The sequence below is a fragment of the Acinetobacter sp. 1125_18A genome, assembly GCF_052824985.1.
Map to the genome: position 1 here is coordinate 21,408 of NZ_VTDG01000006.1, position 21,278 is coordinate 42,685.

Consider the following 21,278-nt stretch of genomic DNA (forward strand, 5'->3'; position numbering starts at 1 on the left):
CACGATATGATCTTTGGCATCGTTTCGTCTTTTCCATAATTTAAAAATAAAGGGATCTTCACATGCAACAGGCTCTATTTGGTGGTGGCTGCTTTTGGTGTACCGAAGCCGTATTTTTACAGCTCAAAGGTGTCAATCACGTAGTCAGTGGTTATGCTGGCGGGCATACTCCCAATCCAACTTATGAAGCAATTTGTAATGGGGATACCAATCATGCTGAAGTGATTTTGATTGAATTTGATGAACAGCAAATCAATTATCAACAATTACTCACGGTTTTTTTTGCAATTCATGATCCAACTACATTAAACCGCCAAGGCAATGATATTGGAACACAATATCGTTCGGTGATTTATTACTTCAATGAACAGCAAAAACTTGAATCTGAACAATTTATTGAGCAGCTTAAAGCAGATGGTTTAAATATTGTGACTGAACTCAGTCCAGCACCCACCTTCCATCCTGCCGAAGAATATCATCAAAACTTCTTTGCCCGTAATCCTGCGCAAGGTTATTGTAATTTTGCCATTCCACCAAAATTACTCAAACTTCATAGCCAATTTCAAGATCTTTTAAAAGAATAAGATCACTGAAAATACTTCACTTTATATAACAAAAGTGAACTAACCCAATAGCCAAAATATCAACATAAAAAAACCTCCTTAAAAGGAGGTTTTAAAATATTTGTAATTATTTAAATTAATTATCACTCATAAAGGCAAGATCATTTAATCCTGCTTCACTTGCACGAGACATCACTTGTGCAACGGTATCATAGCGAGATTCTTTATCCGCTCTCAACTGTACAGCTGGTTTTACTGGCTTTTGACCTTCTTCATCAAATCGTTTAGCCAATTCATCTAAAGTGATGACTTTATCATTCCAAGCCACATCGCCATTCTGATTGATACTGATGGTAATTGCTTCAGGTGGAGGCGCGATTACTTCAGCAGTGGTCTTTGGTAAAGTTAATGGTATCGATGGGTTAGCAACGGTGGCTGTCACCAAGAAGATGATCATCAATACCAACATAATATCGATCAGCGGAATGAGATTCATCTCATTCATGCCAGAATCGTTGTCTTCTCCCAATTGAAAAGCCATTAAGCTTGACCTCCAACTAAACCTTTACTGGTAGATTCAGATTCAACTTTTTGCGTTGAAGAATCTTGTTGTAACATCGTATCAATTAACAAACCATGTGCTTGATCTTGCAACTCATTTGACAATGTACGGTTAAAACGTACGCAAATGTTATATGCCAATACCGCTGGAATCGCAACAGCAAGACCTAGACCGGTCATGATCAATGCCTCACCAACTGGCGTTGCAACTTGAGCTAAACCTGCTTGACCACTTTTACCTACAGCAACAAGTGCGTGGAAGATTCCCCATACCGTACCAAATAAACCAACAAATGGTGCAAGTGAAGCAATCGTTCCTAAAACTGAAATACCTTTTTCAGCATTGGCCTTTTCTGCTGAGATTTGACGTAGTAACGCTTGTTCTGCAACTGCTTTACGTTGGTCAAAGCTTAATGGCGCAAGCTTGGCTTTTAATGCTTTTAAAGCCTGAGCAAGGTGATCCTGAGCAACCTGCTTGAGTTGACGCGTGCCTAGAATACGCAAAATGAACACAGTCCACGTTGCAATAGACATTGCCAATAACACGAAATACAGTGTCTTACTGACCGCATCAGCATGTTGCCAATAAACTGAAAAGTTCATATGCACATTTCCTAATTCTTAAAAAAATTATTTACTTTTTAGAGACCGACAATGCAAAATCTTGCCTAATTTTAAATGGTACACCCGCACCATTTTCTCTATAAGCTTTAAATTTTGCAGATTGAGTCTGCTTAACAACATAACTATCTAAACTTGAATTACCACTGGATTGAAGAATACGGACATTGGTAATATTTCCGCCCGCATCCGCAGTAATTTCTAGATTCACAACTTTTGTTCCATCTTCTGGAGACATCAGTTTAAGTAATTGCTCTTTTGCGATACGTGGACTACGACTCCAAGACACCTGACCTTCATTTACATTACGCGGCGTGTTTCTTTGCTCTTGATCACGACGTTGACGATCGCGCTCATCTTGCTCACGTTTTTGACGATCACGTTCATCTTGTTCACGTTTCTGCTGTTCCGCACGCTTCTGATCATCTTGACGTTTTTGCTCATCTTGACGTGCCTTATCCTGCTTCTGTTGCTCTTCTAAACGCTTTTGTTCTTCAAGCTTTCTTGCCCGATCATCATTTTCTACAGGTTTTTTCTGCTCAATGATTTTTGGCTTAACCACAGGTTTAGGCTCAACTTTCTTCTCTATAGGTTTCGGTTGAACTTTAGGTTTGATGGGTTCAGATGGAGGAGGTGGCGGCGGTGGAACATCTTCTTTTAACTTTAAAAATTTGATTTTTAAAGGTTCTTTCTTTATTTGAGGCAGTTCAAATGGTTTCATATGACTTACCCCCCACAACACACCTACGTGCCCGACAACAACTGCTAACACTGCAGCAAGGACTTTTTTCTTCATCGGTGGTGGCGTTTGAAGTGGTGCAATGGAAGACTGACTCATAAGAATCTAAATACCTAAAATTGAGCAAACTACAAAAAATTATTCAGTTTGTAGATTAAGCTCATCGGATAGAACAATTAAAGTGCAACAATGATAAATGAGAAGTGTTTTCATTTGCAACTGGTTTTTCAATGTTTTTAATCGATTTTACAAATTAAAAATAAAAAAAGGATGCTTAAAGCATCCTTTTTTACGACTCATATTAAATGAATATTCACATGTTATTGAAAAACAACAGTCTTATTGCCATCGACAATAATACGGTCTTCTAGATGCCATTTTACCGCTCTAGCAAGTACGTTACGTTCAACGTCTTGGCCTAATTCACGCAGTTGATCCACAGTAAAATCGTGGTTTACTCGTTCTACATCTTGCTCAATGATTGGACCTTGATCTAGATCAGCCGTCACATAATGCGCTGTTGCCCCAATCAATTTAACGCCTTTTTCATAAGCCTGTTTGTATGGATTTGCCCCCACAAAAGCAGGTAAAAATGAGTGATGAATATTGATCACTTTCATTTCCCACTTTTGTACAAACTCTTCATCGAGAATTTGCATATAACGCGCGAGAACCAATAAATCATTCCCTTGCATTAACTCATCGATCTTTGTATAGACTTCACGTTTATTTTCTTTATTAACAGGAACCACATAGAAAGGAATACCAAAGTTTTCTACAGACTCACGTAAGTCTTCATGGTTTGAAACCACTTGAGTAATTTCACAAGGTAAGCCACCACGTGAATGACGCCATAACAACTCAAGCAAAGCATGGTCAACTTTAGACACCAAAATACCGACTTTTTTAATGTCGCTCACCAAAGCCAAACGCCAATGCATACTATAACGTTCAGCCACATTGGTTGCGAAAGTTTGAATGAGACTCTCACGACGGGATTGCAAATGATCAAGTTCAAACTCAACACGCATAAAATAACGCCCGCCCTGAGCTTCAGTTGCGTATTGATCAAGCGCAGTAATGTTCGCGCCCTGATGATACAAAAAGCTCGATACAGCTTGCACGATTCCTGGCTTGTCTTCACAAGTAATCAGTAGACGCGCTGTGTTGGCAGTAGTCATGTTCATGTTGATGGATATCACTTATAAGTTAATTTAAAAAACAGCCGAATATTTTAACGCTTTTTCATCAGCTTTCAATCTTGATTCAGCATCAATCGCGTTTTACCGCAGATAAACTGGCAAATAATTCCGAAGAACCGAAGCTTTCTAGCAAACGTTCATAGGTTTCACGGCTTTCGCCACGTAAATAAGGACCTTCTAAAAACACCATCTGGCGCAATGCTTGCCAAATCCATTTTTCATCTAAATGGTTGGAATCACTTAAATGCCCAGACATATACAGGAAGTTTGTCCAGTTGGTCAGGACAATCCAAATATTGATGATGAGTGCTTCAATTTCAGAAGGTGTCATCTGCATCAGTCCCGCTTCAACAAAGGCATGATAAATTTTTTGCCCTTGTTGCATCACCTTGCCAGCAAAGCGAGGATAAATTTTTCTAAAGTCGTCGTTATTTTCAATTAAATGGTAAACATCACGATGTAGAAAGCGATATTCCCATAGCTGACTACTTAAAACTTGGAAATAACGGATTTTGTCATTCGCATTGACTCCACGGTCATCGGGTAATGACAGCATATCTAAAGTTTCTTTTTGGTATTGTTCCATCAATTCTTTGATGATTTCTTGTTTGTTTCGAAAATGATAATACAAATTTCCAGGACTGATCCCAAGCTCTGCTGCAATATGATTCGTTGTAACTGCACGTTCGCCGCGCTCATTAAAAAGTTGCAGACTAATCTGCAAAATTCGGTCTTTCGTTTTCAAAGTTTTGGAGCTCGACATCCTATTACCATTTTTAACCGTTAGCACAAGCTAACATAAAGTGACTTGACTATTTAGAGTATTTACTCTAAAAATTATATTATATTAACCTATTCGTAAATGGTGTTTGTCATGAACAGTCATACAAAAACAAATTCAATGACTTCTTACTCACCTGAAGTTCAACGTATGCATGACATTCTTGAACAACAGAAAGTCGCTTATCAACGCTACCCTGTTCCTACAGCAAAGGAACGTATTGAACGTTTAGCTCGCTTAAAGAAAGTTCTGGTAAAATACCAAGATCAATTTGCAGAAGCAATCAATCAAGACTACGGCAATCGTTCAATCAGCGAAACTAAAATTGGTGAACTACTCACATGTTTAGAACAAATTAAATATTATAGCAAGCATTTAACAGCATGGATGAAACCATCTAAGCGCCATGTGTCTATCTTACACCAACCAGCCAAAGCTTGGGTGCAATATCAGCCTTTAGGTGTGATTGGAATTATTGCACCATGGAACTATCCATTATTGCTTTCTGTTGGCCCACTGATTTGCGCCTTGGCTGCAGGAAATCACGCAATACTCAAGATTTCAAGTTCATCTTCTAATTTTGGCTTCGTACTTGAAAATGCACTCTCAGAAGCATTTCCACAAGAATTGGTTGCCGTGGTCAATGGCGGTGGTCAAATTTCCGATGCATTTTCACATTTAGCATTCGATAAAATCATTTTTACTGGCTCTACCAATGTCGGTAAAACCGTGATGTCCGCTGCTGCCGAAAATCTAGTGCCTGTTATTCTTGAGCTTGGTGGTAAATCACCTGTAATCGTACACCCTTCAAGCGATCTCAATCTGGTCGCTGAACGTATTGCTTTTGGTAAATTGTGGAACTCTGGTCAAACCTGTGTAGCACCAGACTATATGTTCCTACCTCGAGGAAAAACTGCCGAGTTTATTGAAAGCTTTAAACAAGCTGCAACAACAATGTACCCGACGATTCGTGATAATCAAGATTACACCAGCATCATCAACGATAAGCAGTACAACCGTGTTCAAGGTTATTTAGAGGATGCACGTCAACAAGGCGCTGAGTTGATTGAAATCAATCCTCAAAATGAAGAATTAGCGAGTGTACGTAAAATTGCCCCAACATTCTTAACAGGTGTTCTACCTACAATGGACATTATGAAGAATGAAATCTTTGGTCCAGTGCTTCCAATTATGGAATATGATCAAATTGACGATGTAATTGACTTTATTAATGGCAGACCGCGTCCACTTGCTTTATACTATTTCGACTTTGACAATGCCCGCGCAGAATACGTTTCTCAACGTACCCATTCTGGGCATTTCGGTCAAAATGCCGTAGTTACCCATGTTGCACAAGACGATTTACCATTTGGTGGCGTTGGTGCATCTGGCATGGGCAAATATCATGGCCCAGAAGGTTTCTTTGGTTTATCACATGAGCGTTCAGTAATGTCTATTCCTAAGCTATTTAGCTTAAAATTCATATTAGCGCCTTATGACAAAGCCCTAAATAAGATTTTAGAGAAAACTTTCTTACGCTAACTGATCAAGGCATGATCTATCAAATTAGATCATGTTGCGTTTTGACGAATTCCGCTTGTCTTTTAAGCGGAATTTTGGTATAAAACGCCCCTTGAATGAATTCAATCCGTTTTATTTTGACTGGCCATACAGATTTGCTGTTGGCTAAATCAATGGAGTTACACCATGTCTAAGGTTTGCCAAGTTACCGGCAAGCGTCCAGTCGTTGGTAACAACGTCTCACACGCCAACAACAAAACTAAACGCCGGTTCGAGCCGAACCTGCATCACCACCGTTTCTGGTTAGAAAGCGAAAAACGTTTTGTACGTCTTCGTCTAACCACTAAAGGTATGCGTATTATCGACAAATTGGGCATTGAAAAGGTTGTTGCTGACCTTCGTGCTCAAGGTCAAAAGATCTAAGGAGTCTGAACCATGCGTGATAAAATTCGCTTAGTTTCTACTGCTGGTACAGGTTATTTCTATACCACTACTAAGAACAAACGTACTATGCCGGAAAAAATGGAAATCAAAAAATTTGATCCAAAAATCCGTCAACACGTAATCTTCAAAGAAGCTAAAATTAAATAATTTTAGTTTTCTTAAAAAATACGATCCATTTGGGTCGTTTTTTTTGCCTTTTTTTTCTTCGACTTGTTAAACTCTTTAGCGAATTTGGCACTGATTGTGCATTTTATATGGCTTTATACAAAGTCATTACCTTAAGAAATGATTTTTTGAATGATTTCTCCTGAAGATTTAAGGAGTATTTAGTGCCTCATGATGTAGATCTGATTATTTTACTTGCAGTTGGTTTTGGTATAGCCCTGATCTTTGGCTATATCGCTGCACGATTACGCCTGCCACCTTTGATTGGTTATTTAATTGCGGGAATTATCATCAGCCCCAATACCCCAGGTGTTGTTGCAGACATCGCGCTGGCCAATCAGCTTGCTGAATTAGGCGTCATGTTCTTGATGTTCGGTGTCGGAATGCATTTTTCCCTCAACGATTTAATGCAAGTCCGAAAAATTGCCCTCCCTGGTGCAATTTTACAAATCGCGGTTGCGACCTTACTGGGTATGGCAGTTTCCATCTTTTGGGGCTGGAGCTTTGGTTCTGCACTGGTCTTTGGCTTAAGTTTATCCTGTGCAAGTACGGTGGTTTTACTCAAAGCATTAGGTGACAAAGGGCTACTTAACTCGGTGAATGGTAAGATTGCCGTTGGCTGGTTGCTGGTCGAAGATCTGGTCATGGTTTTAGTCTTGGTTCTACTGCCTGCAACAGCGGTACTTTTAGGCGGACATCCTATTGCAGGACATGAATCTGATCAAAACATTTGGTTAACACTCGGCATCACCCTATTAAAAGTAACTGGTTTTATCGCCTTTATGCTCATCATTGGGAAACGCCTTGTGCCAATGATTATGCAATATGTGGCACGTTTAGGCTCTAGAGAGCTTTTTACTTTAACCGTAGTCGCAGCGGCAGTTTCAATCGCTTATGGCTCATACGCAATCTTCGGCGTTTCTATGGCACTTGGAGCGTTCTTTGCCGGAATGGTGGTTAAAGAATCAGATTTTAGTCATCGTGCAGAAGAAGAAACCTTACCTTTACGCGAAATTTTCTCGATTTTGTTCTTCGTTTCTGTCGGGATGTTATTTGATCCACGTATTATTGTGGAACAGCCTCTGCATATTTTAGCAGTCATTGCCATTATTATGATTGGTAAGACGCTGGCAGCGATGGCATTGGTGTTATTTTTCCGTTATCCCATCAATACAGCATTAACAGTGGGCGCCAGTTTGGCACAAATTGGAGAGTTCTCCTTTATTCTGGCAACCTTAGGCTTGTCACTGGGATTACTTAGCCCTGAAGCGCAAAACTTAATCTTAGCGGGTGCTTTATTTTCTATCACCCTCAATTCATTTCTATTTTCTGCGATCGAACCTGTGCAAAACTGGATCCGTGAGCGTTCGCATTTAGCGCGCTTACTTGAGCGTAGCGGTGACCCATTGGCGATGCTTCCAGATGAAGTTGATCAAGCGTATTTACGTGATCAAGTGGTGATTGTTGGTCATGGTGAAGTCGGACGTCGTATTACCAAAACATTGATGGATGATGGCATCAAAGTGGTCATCGCTGAAGAGAACCGCGAAATTGTAGAGAATTTGCGTGAAAAAGGCATCGCTGCGGTTTCTGGTCGAGCAACAGAACCCAGTGTTTTGATTCAAGCCCATATCCAACATGCACGACTATTGGTGATTTCACCGATGGATATTGTAGATATTCATAAAATTGTCGATACTGCTAAGCTGCTTAATCCTGAGATTCAAGTGTTAGTTTGTGCTGAAAATAAAGAAGAGGCTGAAGTGATCCGTAAAGATAATGTTGGTGAAGTCTATTATGCAAAAGAAGAAATGGCGAAAAACATGAGTAATCATATTTTAAACCAGATCCAAATTGCTCATCATCATGAACCAACACATTGAATTAGGATAATCTTTAAAACGTAGATCTTTTAAAAGGCAGCTAAAACCACACGACTGTTCTTTGTGGACCTTGGAAAGTCGTGGTGCTTCCATTATGTAATGGTATCGATAACGATGTTGGATGGGGGATCACCACCCCATCTAACAAAAGATTTAAAACTTCTAGAATTTGATGCCATTTGCGTATATCAGGTTATTTGCATACAAAGAAAAACGCACTCGAAAGTGCGTTTATTGTATTTATTCTAGAATAAATGAAATCACTAGCTCATAAATTTTGGTTGTTCATCAACAACTTCAGCGTGCCATTCATCTGCCTGTTTTTCAAGTAACGCAAATAATGCAGCCTGAATCATCTGTTGTGCAATCGCTGGCGTTTGATCACCCAGTAATGCTTTCACTTCTTCATTAAATTGAATAGTGACCAAGGGCTCTTTTTCAGAACCTGCATTACGCAGTGCCAGCTCCCCACTTTCGAGCTGTACCAACTCCAAAATAGCTTCCTGATTTCCAAATAACTCTTTTAACTGTTCGATAGACATAAATCCTCCATGCTCAACATGGGGCAAGGTGCTGAATGCACTTTGCATCTTGTAGATATTTTATATAGTCATTTAAAACAAAATTTCAAGTATATCTGATCAAAAAGATCAGAATTCAACCATTTCATTACGAAAACCATCAATAAGTTGCGATAAATCTCGGTGCCACTCTCTTAAAATCTTTGTATCAGGCAACCAAGCTTGTGGTGTTTGCGTCACTTTGATAATTAAGTTTGATGATGTTTCATCCTCTGGTTCTGGTGCACTTGGTTCAGGTGCATATTGACAAAGTCGATACGCTCTTTTAAGTTCAGCAATAAATCCTTCTTTGGCTAATTTTTGCATCACTAAAACTTCTGGTGAGACTTGTCCTTTAGCCGCCATATTTTCTTCGATTGACTTTAAGGTTGGGGAAAAATCATTTAAACGGTAATAACGTACCAACTCTTGCAGAAATGCTAAAACCGCGCCATGTAAATGAAATACTGCTGCTTCACGATGTGCTTGAGCTTGTTGAACATTTTCAGTTTGTTCTCCCTGCATACATGCAAGACGAGCAAAATAAAGTTTTTGATTGGTACGGTCTGCATGAAAGCGAGCTACACGTGACATGGAAGTTCCCTAAGATTTTGGCATTCTTTACAGTCTTAGCTTAATCTTTATTGAACAAAAATCACAATGAATTTTATCCATGTTGTATGTCAATAAAATAGATAGCGCTCGTTTTTACAAAAATATCAATTTAAGTTTTTATTTTTATCATGGTTTGACGAGATTATTTAAATACTAAAATAAAAAAGGAGCAATAAATGCTCCTTAGACTATCTGTCAATTATGCTTCTGGCTTATCTTCCGCTGCTTTTACACGAATTCCATGACCATGTAAGCGCAAGGTATTTAAACCTTTAATCGCTTTAACTGCTTCTCTACCATGTGGCATTTCAACAAAAGCAAAACCTTTCGATTTACCTGTTGCAGCATCAAGTACTAGAGTACAAGTATCTACTGTACCGTATTGCTTAAATAACTCTAACAATTCAGCTTCAGTTACAGTACGTTCTAAATTACGAACTAAAATTTTCATCTCACAACCTTAAAATATAAACGAGGCAAAAAACATCAAAAAGCACTCGCCTACCTACTTTTTGAATGAAAAACGATTGCTATAGTTTAATCTAGATCTATACCAAAATCTAAATTAATCGCCCGACGCTCGATTAAGGCACTTTTTACAGTTTGCTCTCGCTGTCTATAGTGAGTTTCTGTGCTACATAAATTTCGAGTTAAATCATTGAGAAAATAACTTTCAATCTTACGCCCTTGTTCATCTGTTTGCGTATGTGCCCAAAAACTTAAATTTTGTTTGGTTAGAATAAGTTCATTTTGTGCGCGTGTTAAAGCCACATAAAGTACACGGCGCTCTTCTTCAACTTCATCGAAATTGCCTTGTGCACGTGCATTTGGGTATTGCCCCGCAGAGACATTTGCCACATAGCAAACCTTTTGTTCTGTCCCTTTAGCAGAATGGATGGTAATTAAAGTCACCACATCATCTTGCGACTGACGCTCAATTTCACTGATTGAAACAGGGTCAAGTACATATTCTTCTAAGAACTCGCTCAGTTGGGTATGTTTAGACGCCAGTTGCTTGACCAGATCAAAATCACCCACTCGTTTATGCCAATCTTTTTTGGCATAGTTTTCTTCAAGTTGGTTGAGAATAGCCTCTACACCGAGTTTTACACAGGCTTCAACTTCGGTTTTTAATACACTCATTTGCTTCATGATCAGCAAAGTATTGTCAGGAATGCGCCCAAACTTCTCTAATTTTTCTGTAATTTTCTCAATATCTGCATCCAGTAAGAGCTGTTGCGCCAGCTTACTCGCACCGACGTCGCCCACGCCATTCCATAAGGTTAAAAACCGCATCCACGCAATATCATCCAATGGGTTAGCAATAACACGCAATAAACTCAATAAGTCTTTGACATGCGCTGTTTCAAGCAACTTCATCCCTCCAATAAATCGGTAGGGAACATTGGCTTGGATAAAAGCAGCCTCAATATGTCTTGCCGCAAAGGCTGAGCGCACCAACACCATATGGTCATGCCAAGCTGAACCTTCCAATAAATGCCGCTCTTTGATGTCGATCGCGATCCATTTTGCTTCATCAAACTCATTTGGAAAAACATGCATTCGCGGTTTAATGCCATCACCACGATAAGCTTCAAGTTTTTTATCGTAATGAATCGAACTTTGATCGAGTAACCAGTTGGAAAAATCTAAAATTTCTTGAGTAGAGCGATAATTTTTTTCTAATTTGAAAATCTCTGCATCTGGCACACGCTCTTTAAAATGGTGGATATTTTCAAAATCCGCACCACGAAAACCATAAATCGACTGTGCATCGTCTCCCACGCAAAACAGTGATGTTTTATCTTTTAATGGTTCAAGAATTGCCCACTGCAAAGGATTGGTATCTTGCATTTCATCAACCAGCATGTACTGACATAAGCCCGCAACATAATCCGCTAAACCATCGGACTGTGCCAAAGCAGAAGCAACCACGGCGAGAATATCATCGTAATCTAGAAAACTACGTGCCCGCTTACGGGTTTCGTACTCTTTCATGATTTCTGCGATTTGCTCTTTATCGTCTAAAAACTCAGGCAGTTGCTTTTCTAAAGCTAAACTTAGTTTTTGCCGAGTATTGCGTGCAAAGGAATATAAATCACAAAGCTGTTGTGGTTTAGGCAAGGCGTTGGGATTCTTTTTATCATCCTTTCCACGAATCAAACGGAACAACATCAATTGATCATCACGATCTATGATCGAAAATTGATCCAATCCAAAAGCTTTTGGCACGCGTCTAAGTAAATACATGCAAAAGGTATGAAATGTAGATGCGCGTAACCCTTTGGCCTGATCACCTAAAGCAAGTTCTACCCGCGCCACAATCTCGCTGGCAGAACGGCGGGTAAATGTCAAAATTTGGATTTGATTGGCAGGAATGCCTTGATCAATTAAGTATGCAGCTCGTGCCACAATGGTTTTGGTTTTGCCACAACCTGCCCCAGCAAGAACTAGACTATGTTTTGTTTCAGTCGTAGCAGCTTGTTTTTGTTGAGGGTTTAATTCATTAATCAGGTTGGCTAAACTCATTTTCACTCATCATTTTATGGATGGCTGCTAGTTTAGCAGAGCTATAGTGAAATTATGCATTTTAACCCAAGAATCAAGTCGTGAATTGACGCTTAAATCAGGACATACCAATGAAGAAAAATTCAAGACAATAAAAATTTATCGTCCATAGCAGCGATTAAAGGAGGGCTTCTACAATAAAAACCGCCTTATAGTCTTAACAACCGTGCCACACTCTCACAACAGCGTTCTAAATTTTGCTCACCATGCTTTAATGCTGTTGCTAAATCACATGCACCATCAACAATACCAAAAATTGCACTAAAGCCTTCTGCATAAAGCTCCTCGACGCCTTCACCGATATGCCCTGCAAAAACAATCACAGGTTTATTCAACTGCTTGGCAACTTGCGCTACCCCAAAAGGTGTTTTGCCAAACTTGGTTTGAAAATCAATACCACCCTCTCCAGTAAACACATAATCTGCTTGTGCAATCATCTCCTCAAGTTGGGTTTCTTTAATCACGATTTCCACACCAGAGCGTATTTTTGCACCCGTAAAAGCCATAAGTCCGAAACCCAAACCGCCTGCAGCACCAGCACCCTGTAGATTTGCAACATCAACATTCAACTGTTGTTTCACCAACGCAGCAAAATGATCAAGGTTTTGATCTAAGATCCCAACCATCTCAGCAGTTGCTCCTTTCTGTGGCGCAAAAATAAAAGAAGCACCATTTGGGCCACATAATGGATTGTTTACATCACTGGCAATAATAATCTCAGTCGCTTTTAAACGCGCATCGAGTTGTGAAAGATCAATGCTTTTGATCTGCTGAAGCTGCCCACCACCCACGTCTACAGGGTGGTTATTCTCATCTAAAAATTTTGCCCCTAAAGCCTGTGCCATCCCGGCACCAGCATCATTGGTAACACTACCACCCAGACCAATAATGATTTTACCAACACCCAAATCCAAAGCGGCTTTGATCATTTCGCCTGTACCCAGAGTTGATGTAATTAAAGGATTGCGTTGAGACTTCTCGATCAGATGAATACCGTTTGCCAGCGCCATTTCTATAACAGCTGTTTGACCGTCATCAATTAATCCCCAATAGGTCGATATTCGTTGCTGAGCCAATGGACCAGTGACCTCAACATATACTTTACGACCACTTCGTGCAGAGACCAAAGCATCGACTGTTCCCTCACCACCATCTGCCATAGGTACATGAATAAACTGTGCATCAGCAATGACTTTTTCAATGCCACGTTGCATTGCAAAACAAGCTTGTTCGGCTGTTATACTTTCTTTAAATGAGTCAGGCGCAAGAACAAAAACTTTAGACATGAGCAAATGCATTTTGGTGAGATTCAAAAATTAACATAACGATTTTTCGAGTATAGATAAACTAATAAATTCATAACTAAGACTAAAGAAATGACAACTATGCAACGTGTAAACCTTGGTAAGACTGCCCCAGAACTATATAAAACGGTCATCGAGCTTGAAAATTTATCTATGCAAAAAGTTCAGCAAGCTGGGCTTGATGTTGGATTCTCTCATTTGCTCAAATTAAGAGCCTCGCAAATTAACCAATGTGCTTTCTGTGTTCGTATGCATACCCAAGATGCAATTAAAGCGGGCGAGTCAACGGATCGTATTGCGTTGATTAGTGCTTGGCGTGAAAGTGAATACTTTACTGAAAAAGAACGTGCGGCTTTAATTTTAATTGAAGAGATCACTTTAATTGCCAATCAACATTTTCCAGATAGCGCTTATGAACAAGCTGCACAGCATTTATCCAGTGATGAAATCACGGCGATTGAATGGGTTGCGATTGTGATCAACACATGGAACCGTATCGCCATTTCCAGCCAGTATAAAGTCGCGAAATAAGCTGAGTTTCAACGCTTAAATCATTTATCTAGGCAGCACCTCGCTTTTCAGGAATGTTAATTGAGATAAGATTTAACTGAATACTGCTCTAGTTGCATAAAAATTTACACCAAAATGCAAAACGCCTGATCTCATTGATCAGGCGTTTTGTTAAAAGCACATATGATTTAAAACATTAAATGAAACCTTAATGACTCGCAGGTGGGATTTGTTTAATTGCCGCAGCAAAGGTGAGATAGTTGACTCCTTGGAATAAAATATCCACACCTAAAAATAATCCGAGTACCCAAAAAGGAGAATCTGGTGATGCCAGAATAATTGCACCTGTTGCCAAGGTTAAAAGCCCTGAAAATAATGTCCACCCCCATCCAGACATTGGTTTCAACATAAATGCATTAAAAATACGAATAAAACCGCCAATCAATAAAGCAATTGCCAGTAAATTGGTTAATACCACTGCAGTGGTAATCGGAGATTTAAATGCATAATAACCCGCTGCGATATACAACACACCAAACAACGCCCAAAGCCAGCGGAAGCCACCATCAAAAATTTTAAATGCTGCAATCAGGTGTAAAACCCCACCGATCATCATTAAAGCACCAAACAATGCAACAACCGTCAATGTTGCCATACCCAGTGAAGCCAATAGCACTAATCCAAAGATCACCAATAAAGCTCCAAGCAGAAGATACCATTTACGGTTTTCATGGAGTTGATGACGAACTAAATCATTTCCTACAGTACGCATAATTCTTCTCTTGGTTGTTATTCATTCATTTTATTGTTGATCTAATTCAGGTGTTTGTCTGTATAAAATCTGCATCTATACCAGAATAAAGCTTTGTTTGAGCAGAATCTAAGCGATAAACAGCACAGCTCTATACACTACTTCACCCAACCCATTTCTTGTGCAGTGAGTCGACTGATCATGGTATCTTCTAGATCTTCAGGTGTCTTACTTTTGCTTTCTGAAAGCGCAATATAGCCGCCCATAATTTCTGCACGCTGTTGTGGATAACGTGGTTGTTGTTCAGGATTGGCATAGCCTGTCGGATAGAGAGGCTGCCCTGTTGTAAAATCATATTTGTCTTTTGCACCAAAGGTATGCAGTAACTCATGTACAAGAACGACTTTATTACTCGAACTTTGCTTCGGCGATGCAAATAGATTCACAGAACCAATACGCCCACGTTCCAATGCAGTAGAGTGTTTCAATACTTTCTGCAACTTGAGATCATAATAATTTAAATACAGGGTCACTGATGGTGAGCCATCTTCTCCTTGATGCTGTTTCCATGCATAAAATCTAAATTTTAAGCTCCACAAAACTGTATCCAAGATACGACCTGATTCTGGGAACTTAGGCGGCAAGGTATTTAATTCACGTCCAAGCTGAAAATGAAACGAAATCGGTTGCCCACGAAATGCTTGAGACTGTAGACCTAAATAATGTTCAATTTCTTCAAGATCATCTGTTGAAATTTGCTGAATATAGGCTGATGTGGAGCGTTGACCATCTGCATTGATCGGATGTAATAAAACAACGATTGGCTTGCTCCAATCTTGATTCATATCACGCCATGCGTTCACTGCAACAATCAACAGAATGACCAGTAAAATACCAACTCGAATCTTTTTCCACATTCTTTTTTTTCAATCCTTACGAAATTGATTTACCCAATTTAATCTTATTACCATTGAACTCAACCCAACCGCCATTTATTGATAAAATTGCTTTTTCAATCGAATCATAACCATATGATTCGATATTTAATTTAGGCTCTAAAGTTTTAATATTATTAACAACACTTTTAATATCGACCCAATTATTAGTTTCAGAAGCTACTTTTAAAGCCTCCTGAGTTAACTTGATGATTACTTTAAAATTTATTTTTCGTACAAGTAACTGGCTTTTTACTTCTTTAATTTCAAATAGTTCTAATGATCTAATCAGCCCTGAAAACTTCGCTCTACCATATACCCTTGAATCGAAATCAGGTTTAACCGCACTTAAGTATTGATTCACAGTTAATAAGTTTGCCCAGCCATGCTCATCTGCTTTATCTCGAATTGTTTTTAGAATAAGTACTAAAACATCTTTATCAATACTGATCTGACCTTGAGTAACCTTTTCGTTAATATTTAATTTTAAATCAATTGGTTCCCCATCTATAAAATTTTTGACATCAATGAATTTATCGCATGCGCTCACAAATGAAATAGGAGTAGAACTTTTACCAAAACCATGAACAAATAGCCCCTTTTCACGGATTTTTAATGCTAATGGAGTAAAATCGCTATCACTGGATACTAAGCAAAAACCATCGAATGTTCCGCTATAAAGTAATTCCATAGCATCTATGACCATAGCAATATCTGTTGCATTTTTACCAACAGTATAAGCATATTGTTGAACAGGGCTCATACCATATTTTAAAGCTATCTCATACCAACCTTTTAAAGTTGGATTACTCCAATCCCCATAAACACGCTTTACACTTGCAATTCCATATTTCGCCACTTCTTCCAATACAGAAGAAATCGAATTGACAGATGAATTATCCGCATCAATTAAAACAGCAAATTTTTTAGTATTTTCCATAACATCCCCCATTTTTAATTTTTTCATCAATCAATTCATCATAACGTTTTCAATAAAAATTGATATAAAAAATGCCCACCTATGTGAGCATTTTATTGATTATTTCAAAGCTTAAGCTTCTACCCATTTCCCATCTTGGTAGACCAAAGACCATTTGGTTTGTTTACCTTCTGGAGTTTCTGAACCAATATATTGCGCTTGGTTTTTACGGCTAAACTTAACCAATGTTGGATTACCATCTGGATCTTGATCAGGTGCTTGCAAGATAAACTGATACTTAGGATCAAGTTGATCTGCAACTGAACGTAACTCCGCAACCTTCGGTGCACGTGTTTCGCGTACTTTAGGGAATTTGCTTGCCGCCAAGAATAAACCCGCTGCTCCATCACGTAGAACAAAGTAATCATCATGTTTGACTGAACGTAAATGTTCCATTTTGATTGGGTCGACACGAGGTGGCGCTGGCTGACCATTTTTCAAAACTTTACGGGTATTGTCACAACTCATACAAGCAAAATATGGACCAAAACGACCCGTTTTCAACTGCATCTCGCCATCACATTTATCACATGGAATGGTTGGACCATCATAACCCTTGATTTTGAACTCGCCTTCTTCCAGCTCGTAACCATCACAATCCGGGTTATTTCCACAAATATGTAACTTGCGACCACCATCAATCACATAGCTGTCCATTGCAGTACCACATACTGGACAACGTTTTTTCGACATTAAGTCAGCAGTTTCAGCACTGTCATCATCAGAAAGTATAGCCAACGACTCAACTGGTGTTAAATTCAATGTCCCTTTACAGCGTTCTTTTGGTGGCAAGTTATAACCAGAACAGCCAAGGAATACACCCGTCGTCCCTGTACGAATCTGCATCGGGCGTTCACATTCTTTACAGTGAACAGCTTCAACTTCTACAGGTTGATTACGGCGCATGCCGTTTTCGCCCTGTGCTGTGGTTAAACGCTTTTTAAAATCACCGTAGAAACTATCTAACAGCTCTTTCCAATTACGTTCACCATCTGCAACTTTATCCAATTGACCTTCCAAATCTGCAGTAAATGCATAATTCATCAGGTTATTAAAATTCTCGTCTAGACGATCGGTAACAATTTCACCCATCTTCTCTGCAAAAAGACGGCGATTGTCGAGTTTGACATAACCACGATCTTGAATCGTCGAAATAATCGCAGCATAAGTCGATGGACGACCGATTCCACGTTTTTCCAACTCTTTTACTAAAGATGCTTCAGTAAAACGTGCAGGTGGTTTAGTAAAGTGTTGAGAAGGATCAAGTTTCTCAAGTTTGAGAATTTCACCCACTTTGACTGCAGGTAATAAAACATCATCATCAGACTTGTTCGGACCACGAACTTTGGTAAAACCATCAAAAACTAAAGTACGACCTTTGGCTTTGAGTTCTACACCATTCGCATCAACCAAAATCGTTGAGGATAAATACTCTGCTGGGGTCATTTGACATGCAACAAATTGACGCCAGATCAAATCATATAAACGTTGTGCATCACGCTCAACACCCGCCAAACTATCGCCTTTTAAGGCAACATTGGAAGGACGAATCGCTTCATGGGCTTCTTGCGCATTGGCTTTATTCCCATAACGATTTGCTTTAGCAGGTAAGTACTTTGCACCAAATTCAGTTTCAATATGATTACGCACCATACTGACAGCATCATCACTTAAGAATGTTGAGTCAGTACGCATATAAGTAATAAAACCAGCTTCATATAAGCGCTGTGCAAGCATCATGGTTTTCTTTACTGAAAAACCTAAGCGAGTACTTGCAGCTTGTTGCAAGGTTGAAGTGATATAAGGCGCACTTGGATTGACCTTCGTTGGCTTATCTTCACGTATTGCAACTTTATATTCAGCATCTTTTAAAATTTTCAATAAAGCATCTGTTTGCGCTTTATTTTGTAATTTTAATGTTTTGCCGCCTTGTTTGACTGCTTCTAAACGAATTTCATCTTTTGCAGAATGAGTGTCTGCAAAAACTTGCCAGTATTCTTCAGGAATAAAGGCACGAATCTCACGCTCACGCTCGACCACCAATTTTACTGCAACCGACTGTACACGCCCAGCAGAGAGGCCACGCGCAATCTTTTCCCACAGTAGTGGTGAAACCATGAAGCCCACCACACGGTCGAGAAAACGACGTGCCTGTTGCGCATTCACACGGTTTAAATCTAGACGTGTAGGTTGTTTAAATGCTTCTTGAATGGCATTTTTGGTAATCTCGTTAAAGACCACACGATGGTAACGGCTATCATCACCACCAATCACTTCTCTTAAATGCCATGCAATCGCTTCTCCTTCTCTATCCAAATCCGTTGCGAGATAGATTTCATCTGCATCTTTGGCTAGTTTTTTGAGTTCAGCGACCACATGTTCTTTGCCTGGAAGCACTTCATATTTGGCTTTCCAACCATGCTCAGGATCGACACCCATACGATTGACTAAAGCGGATTGTGCTTTTTCAGCCTTCTGTTCATCCGTCAACTTGGTACGCGTTGCAGGCTTTTTTTCTGTCGATTTACTTGAACCACCTGTAGGTAAATCACGAACATGACCTACCGAAGACTTCACAATGTAATTTGAGCCTAAATATTTATTAATCGTTTTCGCTTTTGCAGGCGACTCCACAATCACTAATGCACGTTTTTTCCCAGCATCAGGAGAATTTGCTGTTGTGCTTTTGGATGTGGACCGAGGAGCGTTCGCCATAATAAACCACTGTTCCTATTATTAAGTTAAATTTCAGCCAATTTAAGTAAATATGCCTTCATATCATCAAGCTGTGTTGCTCTGAGGTCAGATTCTTCATCCCAATAAAGCCCTACACAGTTGGCCTGCATATCAATAGCATAAATCCCTTTTAATGCAATGGGAAAATCTTTAAATTTCTCATCACCGAGGACCACTTGAAGCTTTTGCTCTTCTACACGGGCGCGCATCAAAGCTAAGCGTGCATCTGGAATCAGTACACTATAATAAGCCACCATACTCGCACGAGACTCTGTTGCCATCGGGATTTTCGTCCACTCTGGTGCAGCCACTAAACGTGGGTGTAAGCCCATCTTGCGTGCTTTCTCTCGCATTAAACCTAATGCTTTTTCTCTAGGGCTTACGCGTAAGCCAAAAATTGAGCCCAATACAAAAACAATAATAACGAGCGCAACCCAAAGACCAGTGTGTTCCATAGTTCACCTTTTAATTCCTATATTAGAGTTGCATAAGCTGAATATAAAACGCAAGTTTAAAATTAAAATTACCGCCAATTACTGATTTTGAGGTCAGTTTAATTTCTTATTTTTCATTCATATTTTTTTCATAAAGCTCCATCCAGCTTCCCAATGACTGAATAGCACTTTGCAGCGTTTGTCCTAATTCGGTAATTTGATATTCCACTCTAGGCGGTACTTCTGGGTAAATCTGCTTGGTTATAAGTTGGTGTTGCTCCAGCAGTTTTAAATGTTTCGACAACTCTTTTTGTGGGATTGGTGCTAAAGCCTTCTGTAATTGGTTAAATCGAACAGGATGTTTTGCTTCAATAAGATGATAGACAATTGGCAATACCCATTTTCCCGAAAATAATCCAACAAATCGCATAATCGAACAATTTTGCTCATATTGCAGTGTCGTCATTTCTCTACCTTACATAAAGCTACATTTTATAGCCTTTGAGTTTAGTCTATTTCAAACCAAACAACGACTAAGTCACCAATTGGTAAGTACTTACTTTGGCAAATAAATTTTCACAATATAAGAGTTTGTAGACATTTTAGTGAAAAACATGCGATTAAAGAATAAAACGGTTTTAATTACTGGCGCAACCAGTGGAATCGGTTTTGCAGCAGCACAACGTGCAATAGAAGAAGGTGCTTTTGTTGTGTTTACTGGCCGAAATCCAGATCAAATTGTACTGACACAAGAACAATTCGGCAGCCAAAGTTTGGGCATCCAATGTGATCACTCAAGCTTAGTATCACAAGATCATTTTATTGAGAAAATGCAAGAATTATCCATTAAATTCGATGTGATTTATATCAATGCAGGCAATGTTAGCCATGAAGCATTTGGACAATGGACCGTTGAACAATTCGATGCGATTTTCGACACCAATGTAAAAGGTCCATTTTTTCTGATACAAAGCTTACTTCCAATGATCAAGCCCCATGCTTCAGTGATTTTATGTGGTTCGACCAGTATTCATATTGCCTTAGAGAAAAGTAGCGTTTATGCTGCCTCAAAAATCGCCTTGCGTTCTTTGGTTAAGACCTTATCTAGAGAACTTTTAGCCCAGCAAATACGATTTAACTTACTTTCACCGGGACCAACCTTAACCCCTGCCCTCAACAAAGTTGCGAGTACACCCGCTGAAGTTGAACAGCTCAAAGCCAGTATTGAAAATCTTGTGCCAATTCAAAGGTTGGCGGATCCAGTCGAAATTGCCAATGCCTTTATTTATCTTGCTTCTGATGAAGCTAGATTTATTGTCGGTAGCGAACTCTTGGTCGATGGTGGCGTAGCAAATTTATAAGCATAAGCAAAGCTATAAAAATACAATGTATGGCTTAATAAAAAA

At 39.3% G+C, this 21,278-nt stretch carries 22 protein-coding genes and 1 pseudogene; 7 read left to right on the forward strand and 16 right to left on the reverse strand.

What is annotated here, in order from left to right; translation table 11 throughout:
- Positions 1–62 precede the first annotated feature (62 nt).
- Positions 63–584 (forward strand): peptide-methionine (S)-S-oxide reductase MsrA, encoded by a 522-nt coding sequence (msrA, locus tag FY049_RS11965; RefSeq protein WP_004717992.1) that lies wholly within the window; start codon positions 63–65, stop codon positions 582–584.
- Between the two features lie 115 nt (positions 585–699).
- Here the strand turns inward: msrA and FY049_RS11970 are convergent, their stop codons facing one another.
- The 5 genes from FY049_RS11970 to FY049_RS11990 all read right to left on the reverse strand — a co-directional run bounded on the left by FY049_RS11970 (position 700) and on the right by FY049_RS11990 (position 4,449).
- The gene (locus FY049_RS11970; RefSeq protein WP_004717995.1) at positions 700–1,104 is read right to left on the reverse strand and encodes an ExbD/TolR family protein; all 405 of its coding nucleotides are present in this window, start codon (positions 1,102–1,104) and stop codon (positions 700–702) included.
- Complete coding sequence (locus FY049_RS11975) at positions 1,104–1,727, reverse strand: MotA/TolQ/ExbB proton channel family protein (protein ID WP_446083760.1); 624 nt, start codon at positions 1,725–1,727, stop codon at positions 1,104–1,106. The genes FY049_RS11970 and FY049_RS11975 overlap by 1 nt, the downstream gene beginning before the upstream one ends.
- Before the next feature lie 31 nt (positions 1,728–1,758).
- Complete coding sequence (locus FY049_RS11980; RefSeq protein ID WP_004818828.1) at positions 1,759–2,583, reverse strand: energy transducer TonB family protein; 825 nt, start codon at positions 2,581–2,583, stop codon at positions 1,759–1,761.
- Between the two features lie 221 nt (positions 2,584–2,804).
- Complete coding sequence (gene purU, locus FY049_RS11985) at positions 2,805–3,671, reverse strand: formyltetrahydrofolate deformylase (protein WP_446083761.1); 867 nt, start codon at positions 3,669–3,671, stop codon at positions 2,805–2,807.
- Positions 3,672–3,756: 85 nt separating this feature from the next.
- Positions 3,757–4,449 (reverse strand): TetR/AcrR family transcriptional regulator, encoded by a 693-nt coding sequence (locus FY049_RS11990; RefSeq protein WP_034611676.1) that lies wholly within the window; start codon positions 4,447–4,449, stop codon positions 3,757–3,759.
- 111 nt (positions 4,450–4,560) lie between these two features.
- Between FY049_RS11990 and FY049_RS11995 the strand changes: the two genes are divergently transcribed.
- From FY049_RS11995 to FY049_RS12010, 4 genes are all read left to right on the forward strand, one after another.
- Positions 4,561–6,009, forward strand: a complete 1,449-nt coding sequence (locus tag FY049_RS11995; RefSeq protein ID WP_016539261.1) for a coniferyl aldehyde dehydrogenase — start codon at positions 4,561–4,563, stop codon at positions 6,007–6,009.
- Between the two features lie 165 nt (positions 6,010–6,174).
- On the forward strand, positions 6,175–6,411 hold the full coding sequence (rpmB, locus tag FY049_RS12000) for a 50S ribosomal protein L28 (protein WP_000048256.1): 237 nt from the start codon (positions 6,175–6,177) through the stop codon (positions 6,409–6,411).
- Positions 6,412–6,423: 12 nt separating this feature from the next.
- On the forward strand, positions 6,424–6,579 hold the full coding sequence (rpmG, locus tag FY049_RS12005; protein WP_003654787.1) for a 50S ribosomal protein L33: 156 nt from the start codon (positions 6,424–6,426) through the stop codon (positions 6,577–6,579).
- A gap of 182 nt (positions 6,580–6,761) precedes the next feature.
- The gene (locus FY049_RS12010) at positions 6,762–8,480 is read left to right on the forward strand and encodes a cation:proton antiporter (RefSeq protein ID WP_004718008.1); all 1,719 of its coding nucleotides are present in this window, start codon (positions 6,762–6,764) and stop codon (positions 8,478–8,480) included.
- A gap of 263 nt (positions 8,481–8,743) precedes the next feature.
- On the opposite strand, the gene FY049_RS12015 is transcribed toward FY049_RS12010, so the two are convergent.
- The 5 genes from FY049_RS12015 to FY049_RS12035 all read right to left on the reverse strand — a co-directional run bounded on the left by FY049_RS12015 (position 8,744) and on the right by FY049_RS12035 (position 13,509).
- The gene (locus FY049_RS12015) at positions 8,744–9,022 is read right to left on the reverse strand and encodes a hypothetical protein (protein WP_004718010.1); all 279 of its coding nucleotides are present in this window, start codon (positions 9,020–9,022) and stop codon (positions 8,744–8,746) included.
- Positions 9,023–9,130: 108 nt separating this feature from the next.
- Positions 9,131–9,634: a DUF6586 family protein gene (locus tag FY049_RS12020; RefSeq protein WP_004718012.1), complete on the reverse strand. Its 504-nt coding sequence runs from the start codon at positions 9,632–9,634 to the stop codon at positions 9,131–9,133.
- Between the two features lie 220 nt (positions 9,635–9,854).
- Positions 9,855–10,106, reverse strand: coding sequence for an RNA recognition motif domain-containing protein (locus FY049_RS12025; protein WP_004718014.1), 252 nt, complete (start codon positions 10,104–10,106; stop codon positions 9,855–9,857).
- A gap of 86 nt (positions 10,107–10,192) precedes the next feature.
- The gene (locus FY049_RS12030) at positions 10,193–12,184 is read right to left on the reverse strand and encodes an ATP-dependent helicase (RefSeq protein ID WP_056516924.1); all 1,992 of its coding nucleotides are present in this window, start codon (positions 12,182–12,184) and stop codon (positions 10,193–10,195) included.
- Positions 12,185–12,372: 188 nt separating this feature from the next.
- Positions 12,373–13,509: a glycerate kinase family protein gene (locus FY049_RS12035; protein WP_224964688.1), complete on the reverse strand. Its 1,137-nt coding sequence runs from the start codon at positions 13,507–13,509 to the stop codon at positions 12,373–12,375.
- 99 nt (positions 13,510–13,608) lie between these two features.
- Between FY049_RS12035 and FY049_RS12040 the strand changes: the two genes are divergently transcribed.
- A complete protein-coding gene (locus FY049_RS12040) occupies positions 13,609–14,058 on the forward strand; it encodes a carboxymuconolactone decarboxylase family protein (protein WP_034611667.1) in 450 nt (149 codons plus the stop codon).
- Between the two features lie 187 nt (positions 14,059–14,245).
- Here the strand turns inward: FY049_RS12040 and FY049_RS12045 are convergent, their stop codons facing one another.
- From FY049_RS12045 to FY049_RS12070, 6 genes and pseudogenes are all read right to left on the reverse strand, one after another.
- Positions 14,246–14,809 (reverse strand): HdeD family acid-resistance protein, encoded by a 564-nt coding sequence (locus FY049_RS12045; protein WP_004718021.1) that lies wholly within the window; start codon positions 14,807–14,809, stop codon positions 14,246–14,248.
- A 137-nt stretch (positions 14,810–14,946) separates the two neighbouring features.
- Positions 14,947–15,705: a hypothetical protein gene (locus FY049_RS12050; RefSeq protein WP_446083762.1), complete on the reverse strand. Its 759-nt coding sequence runs from the start codon at positions 15,703–15,705 to the stop codon at positions 14,947–14,949.
- A 244-nt stretch (positions 15,706–15,949) separates the two neighbouring features.
- Positions 15,950–16,663, reverse strand: a pseudogene (locus FY049_RS12055) (NYN domain-containing protein); the annotation flags it as partial.
- 111 nt (positions 16,664–16,774) lie between these two features.
- Positions 16,775–19,417 carry a type I DNA topoisomerase gene (topA, locus tag FY049_RS12060; protein ID WP_446083763.1) on the reverse strand — a complete coding sequence of 881 codons (2,643 nt, stop codon included), beginning with the start codon at positions 19,415–19,417 and terminating at the stop codon, positions 16,775–16,777.
- Between the two features lie 26 nt (positions 19,418–19,443).
- Positions 19,444–19,893: an ammonium transporter gene (locus FY049_RS12065; RefSeq protein ID WP_004718027.1), complete on the reverse strand. Its 450-nt coding sequence runs from the start codon at positions 19,891–19,893 to the stop codon at positions 19,444–19,446.
- Positions 19,894–19,999: 106 nt separating this feature from the next.
- Positions 20,000–20,338: a winged helix-turn-helix transcriptional regulator gene (locus tag FY049_RS12070; RefSeq protein WP_151801769.1), complete on the reverse strand. Its 339-nt coding sequence runs from the start codon at positions 20,336–20,338 to the stop codon at positions 20,000–20,002.
- Between the two features lie 148 nt (positions 20,339–20,486).
- Between FY049_RS12070 and FY049_RS12075 the strand changes: the two genes are divergently transcribed.
- A complete protein-coding gene (locus FY049_RS12075) occupies positions 20,487–21,233 on the forward strand; it encodes an SDR family oxidoreductase (RefSeq protein ID WP_224964685.1) in 747 nt (248 codons plus the stop codon).
- Positions 21,234–21,278 lie beyond the last annotated feature (45 nt).

Coding starts and splice junctions, on each gene's coding strand:
- msrA (WP_004717992.1), top strand. CDS start 63: ATGCAACAGGCTCTATTTGGTGGTGGCTGCTTTTGGTGTACCGAAGCC.
- FY049_RS11970 (WP_004717995.1), bottom strand. CDS start 1,104: ATGGCTTTTCAATTGGGAGAAGACAACGATTCTGGCATGAATGAGATG.
- FY049_RS11975 (WP_446083760.1), bottom strand. CDS start 1,727: ATGAACTTTTCAGTTTATTGGCAACATGCTGATGCGGTCAGTAAGACA.
- FY049_RS11980 (WP_004818828.1), bottom strand. CDS start 2,583: ATGAGTCAGTCTTCCATTGCACCACTTCAAACGCCACCACCGATGAAG.
- purU (WP_446083761.1), bottom strand. CDS start 3,671: ATGAACATGACTACTGCCAACACAGCGCGTCTACTGATTACTTGTGAA.
- FY049_RS11990 (WP_034611676.1), bottom strand. CDS start 4,449: ATGTCGAGCTCCAAAACTTTGAAAACGAAAGACCGAATTTTGCAGATT.
- FY049_RS11995 (WP_016539261.1), top strand. CDS start 4,561: ATGAACAGTCATACAAAAACAAATTCAATGACTTCTTACTCACCTGAA.
- rpmB (WP_000048256.1), top strand. CDS start 6,175: ATGTCTAAGGTTTGCCAAGTTACCGGCAAGCGTCCAGTCGTTGGTAAC.
- rpmG (WP_003654787.1), top strand. CDS start 6,424: ATGCGTGATAAAATTCGCTTAGTTTCTACTGCTGGTACAGGTTATTTC.
- FY049_RS12015 (WP_004718010.1), bottom strand. CDS start 9,022: ATGTCTATCGAACAGTTAAAAGAGTTATTTGGAAATCAGGAAGCTATT.
- FY049_RS12020 (WP_004718012.1), bottom strand. CDS start 9,634: ATGTCACGTGTAGCTCGCTTTCATGCAGACCGTACCAATCAAAAACTT.
- FY049_RS12025 (WP_004718014.1), bottom strand. CDS start 10,106: ATGAAAATTTTAGTTCGTAATTTAGAACGTACTGTAACTGAAGCTGAA.
- FY049_RS12030 (WP_056516924.1), bottom strand. CDS start 12,184: ATGAGTTTAGCCAACCTGATTAATGAATTAAACCCTCAACAAAAACAA.
- FY049_RS12035 (WP_224964688.1), bottom strand. CDS start 13,509: ATGTCTAAAGTTTTTGTTCTTGCGCCTGACTCATTTAAAGAAAGTATA.
- FY049_RS12040 (WP_034611667.1), top strand. CDS start 13,609: ATGCAACGTGTAAACCTTGGTAAGACTGCCCCAGAACTATATAAAACG.
- FY049_RS12045 (WP_004718021.1), bottom strand. CDS start 14,809: ATGCGTACTGTAGGAAATGATTTAGTTCGTCATCAACTCCATGAAAAC.
- FY049_RS12050 (WP_446083762.1), bottom strand. CDS start 15,705: ATGTGGAAAAAGATTCGAGTTGGTATTTTACTGGTCATTCTGTTGATT.
- topA (WP_446083763.1), bottom strand. CDS start 19,417: ATGGCGAACGCTCCTCGGTCCACATCCAAAAGCACAACAGCAAATTCT.
- FY049_RS12065 (WP_004718027.1), bottom strand. CDS start 19,893: ATGGAACACACTGGTCTTTGGGTTGCGCTCGTTATTATTGTTTTTGTA.
- FY049_RS12070 (WP_151801769.1), bottom strand. CDS start 20,338: ATGACGACACTGCAATATGAGCAAAATTGTTCGATTATGCGATTTGTT.
- FY049_RS12075 (WP_224964685.1), top strand. CDS start 20,487: ATGCGATTAAAGAATAAAACGGTTTTAATTACTGGCGCAACCAGTGGA.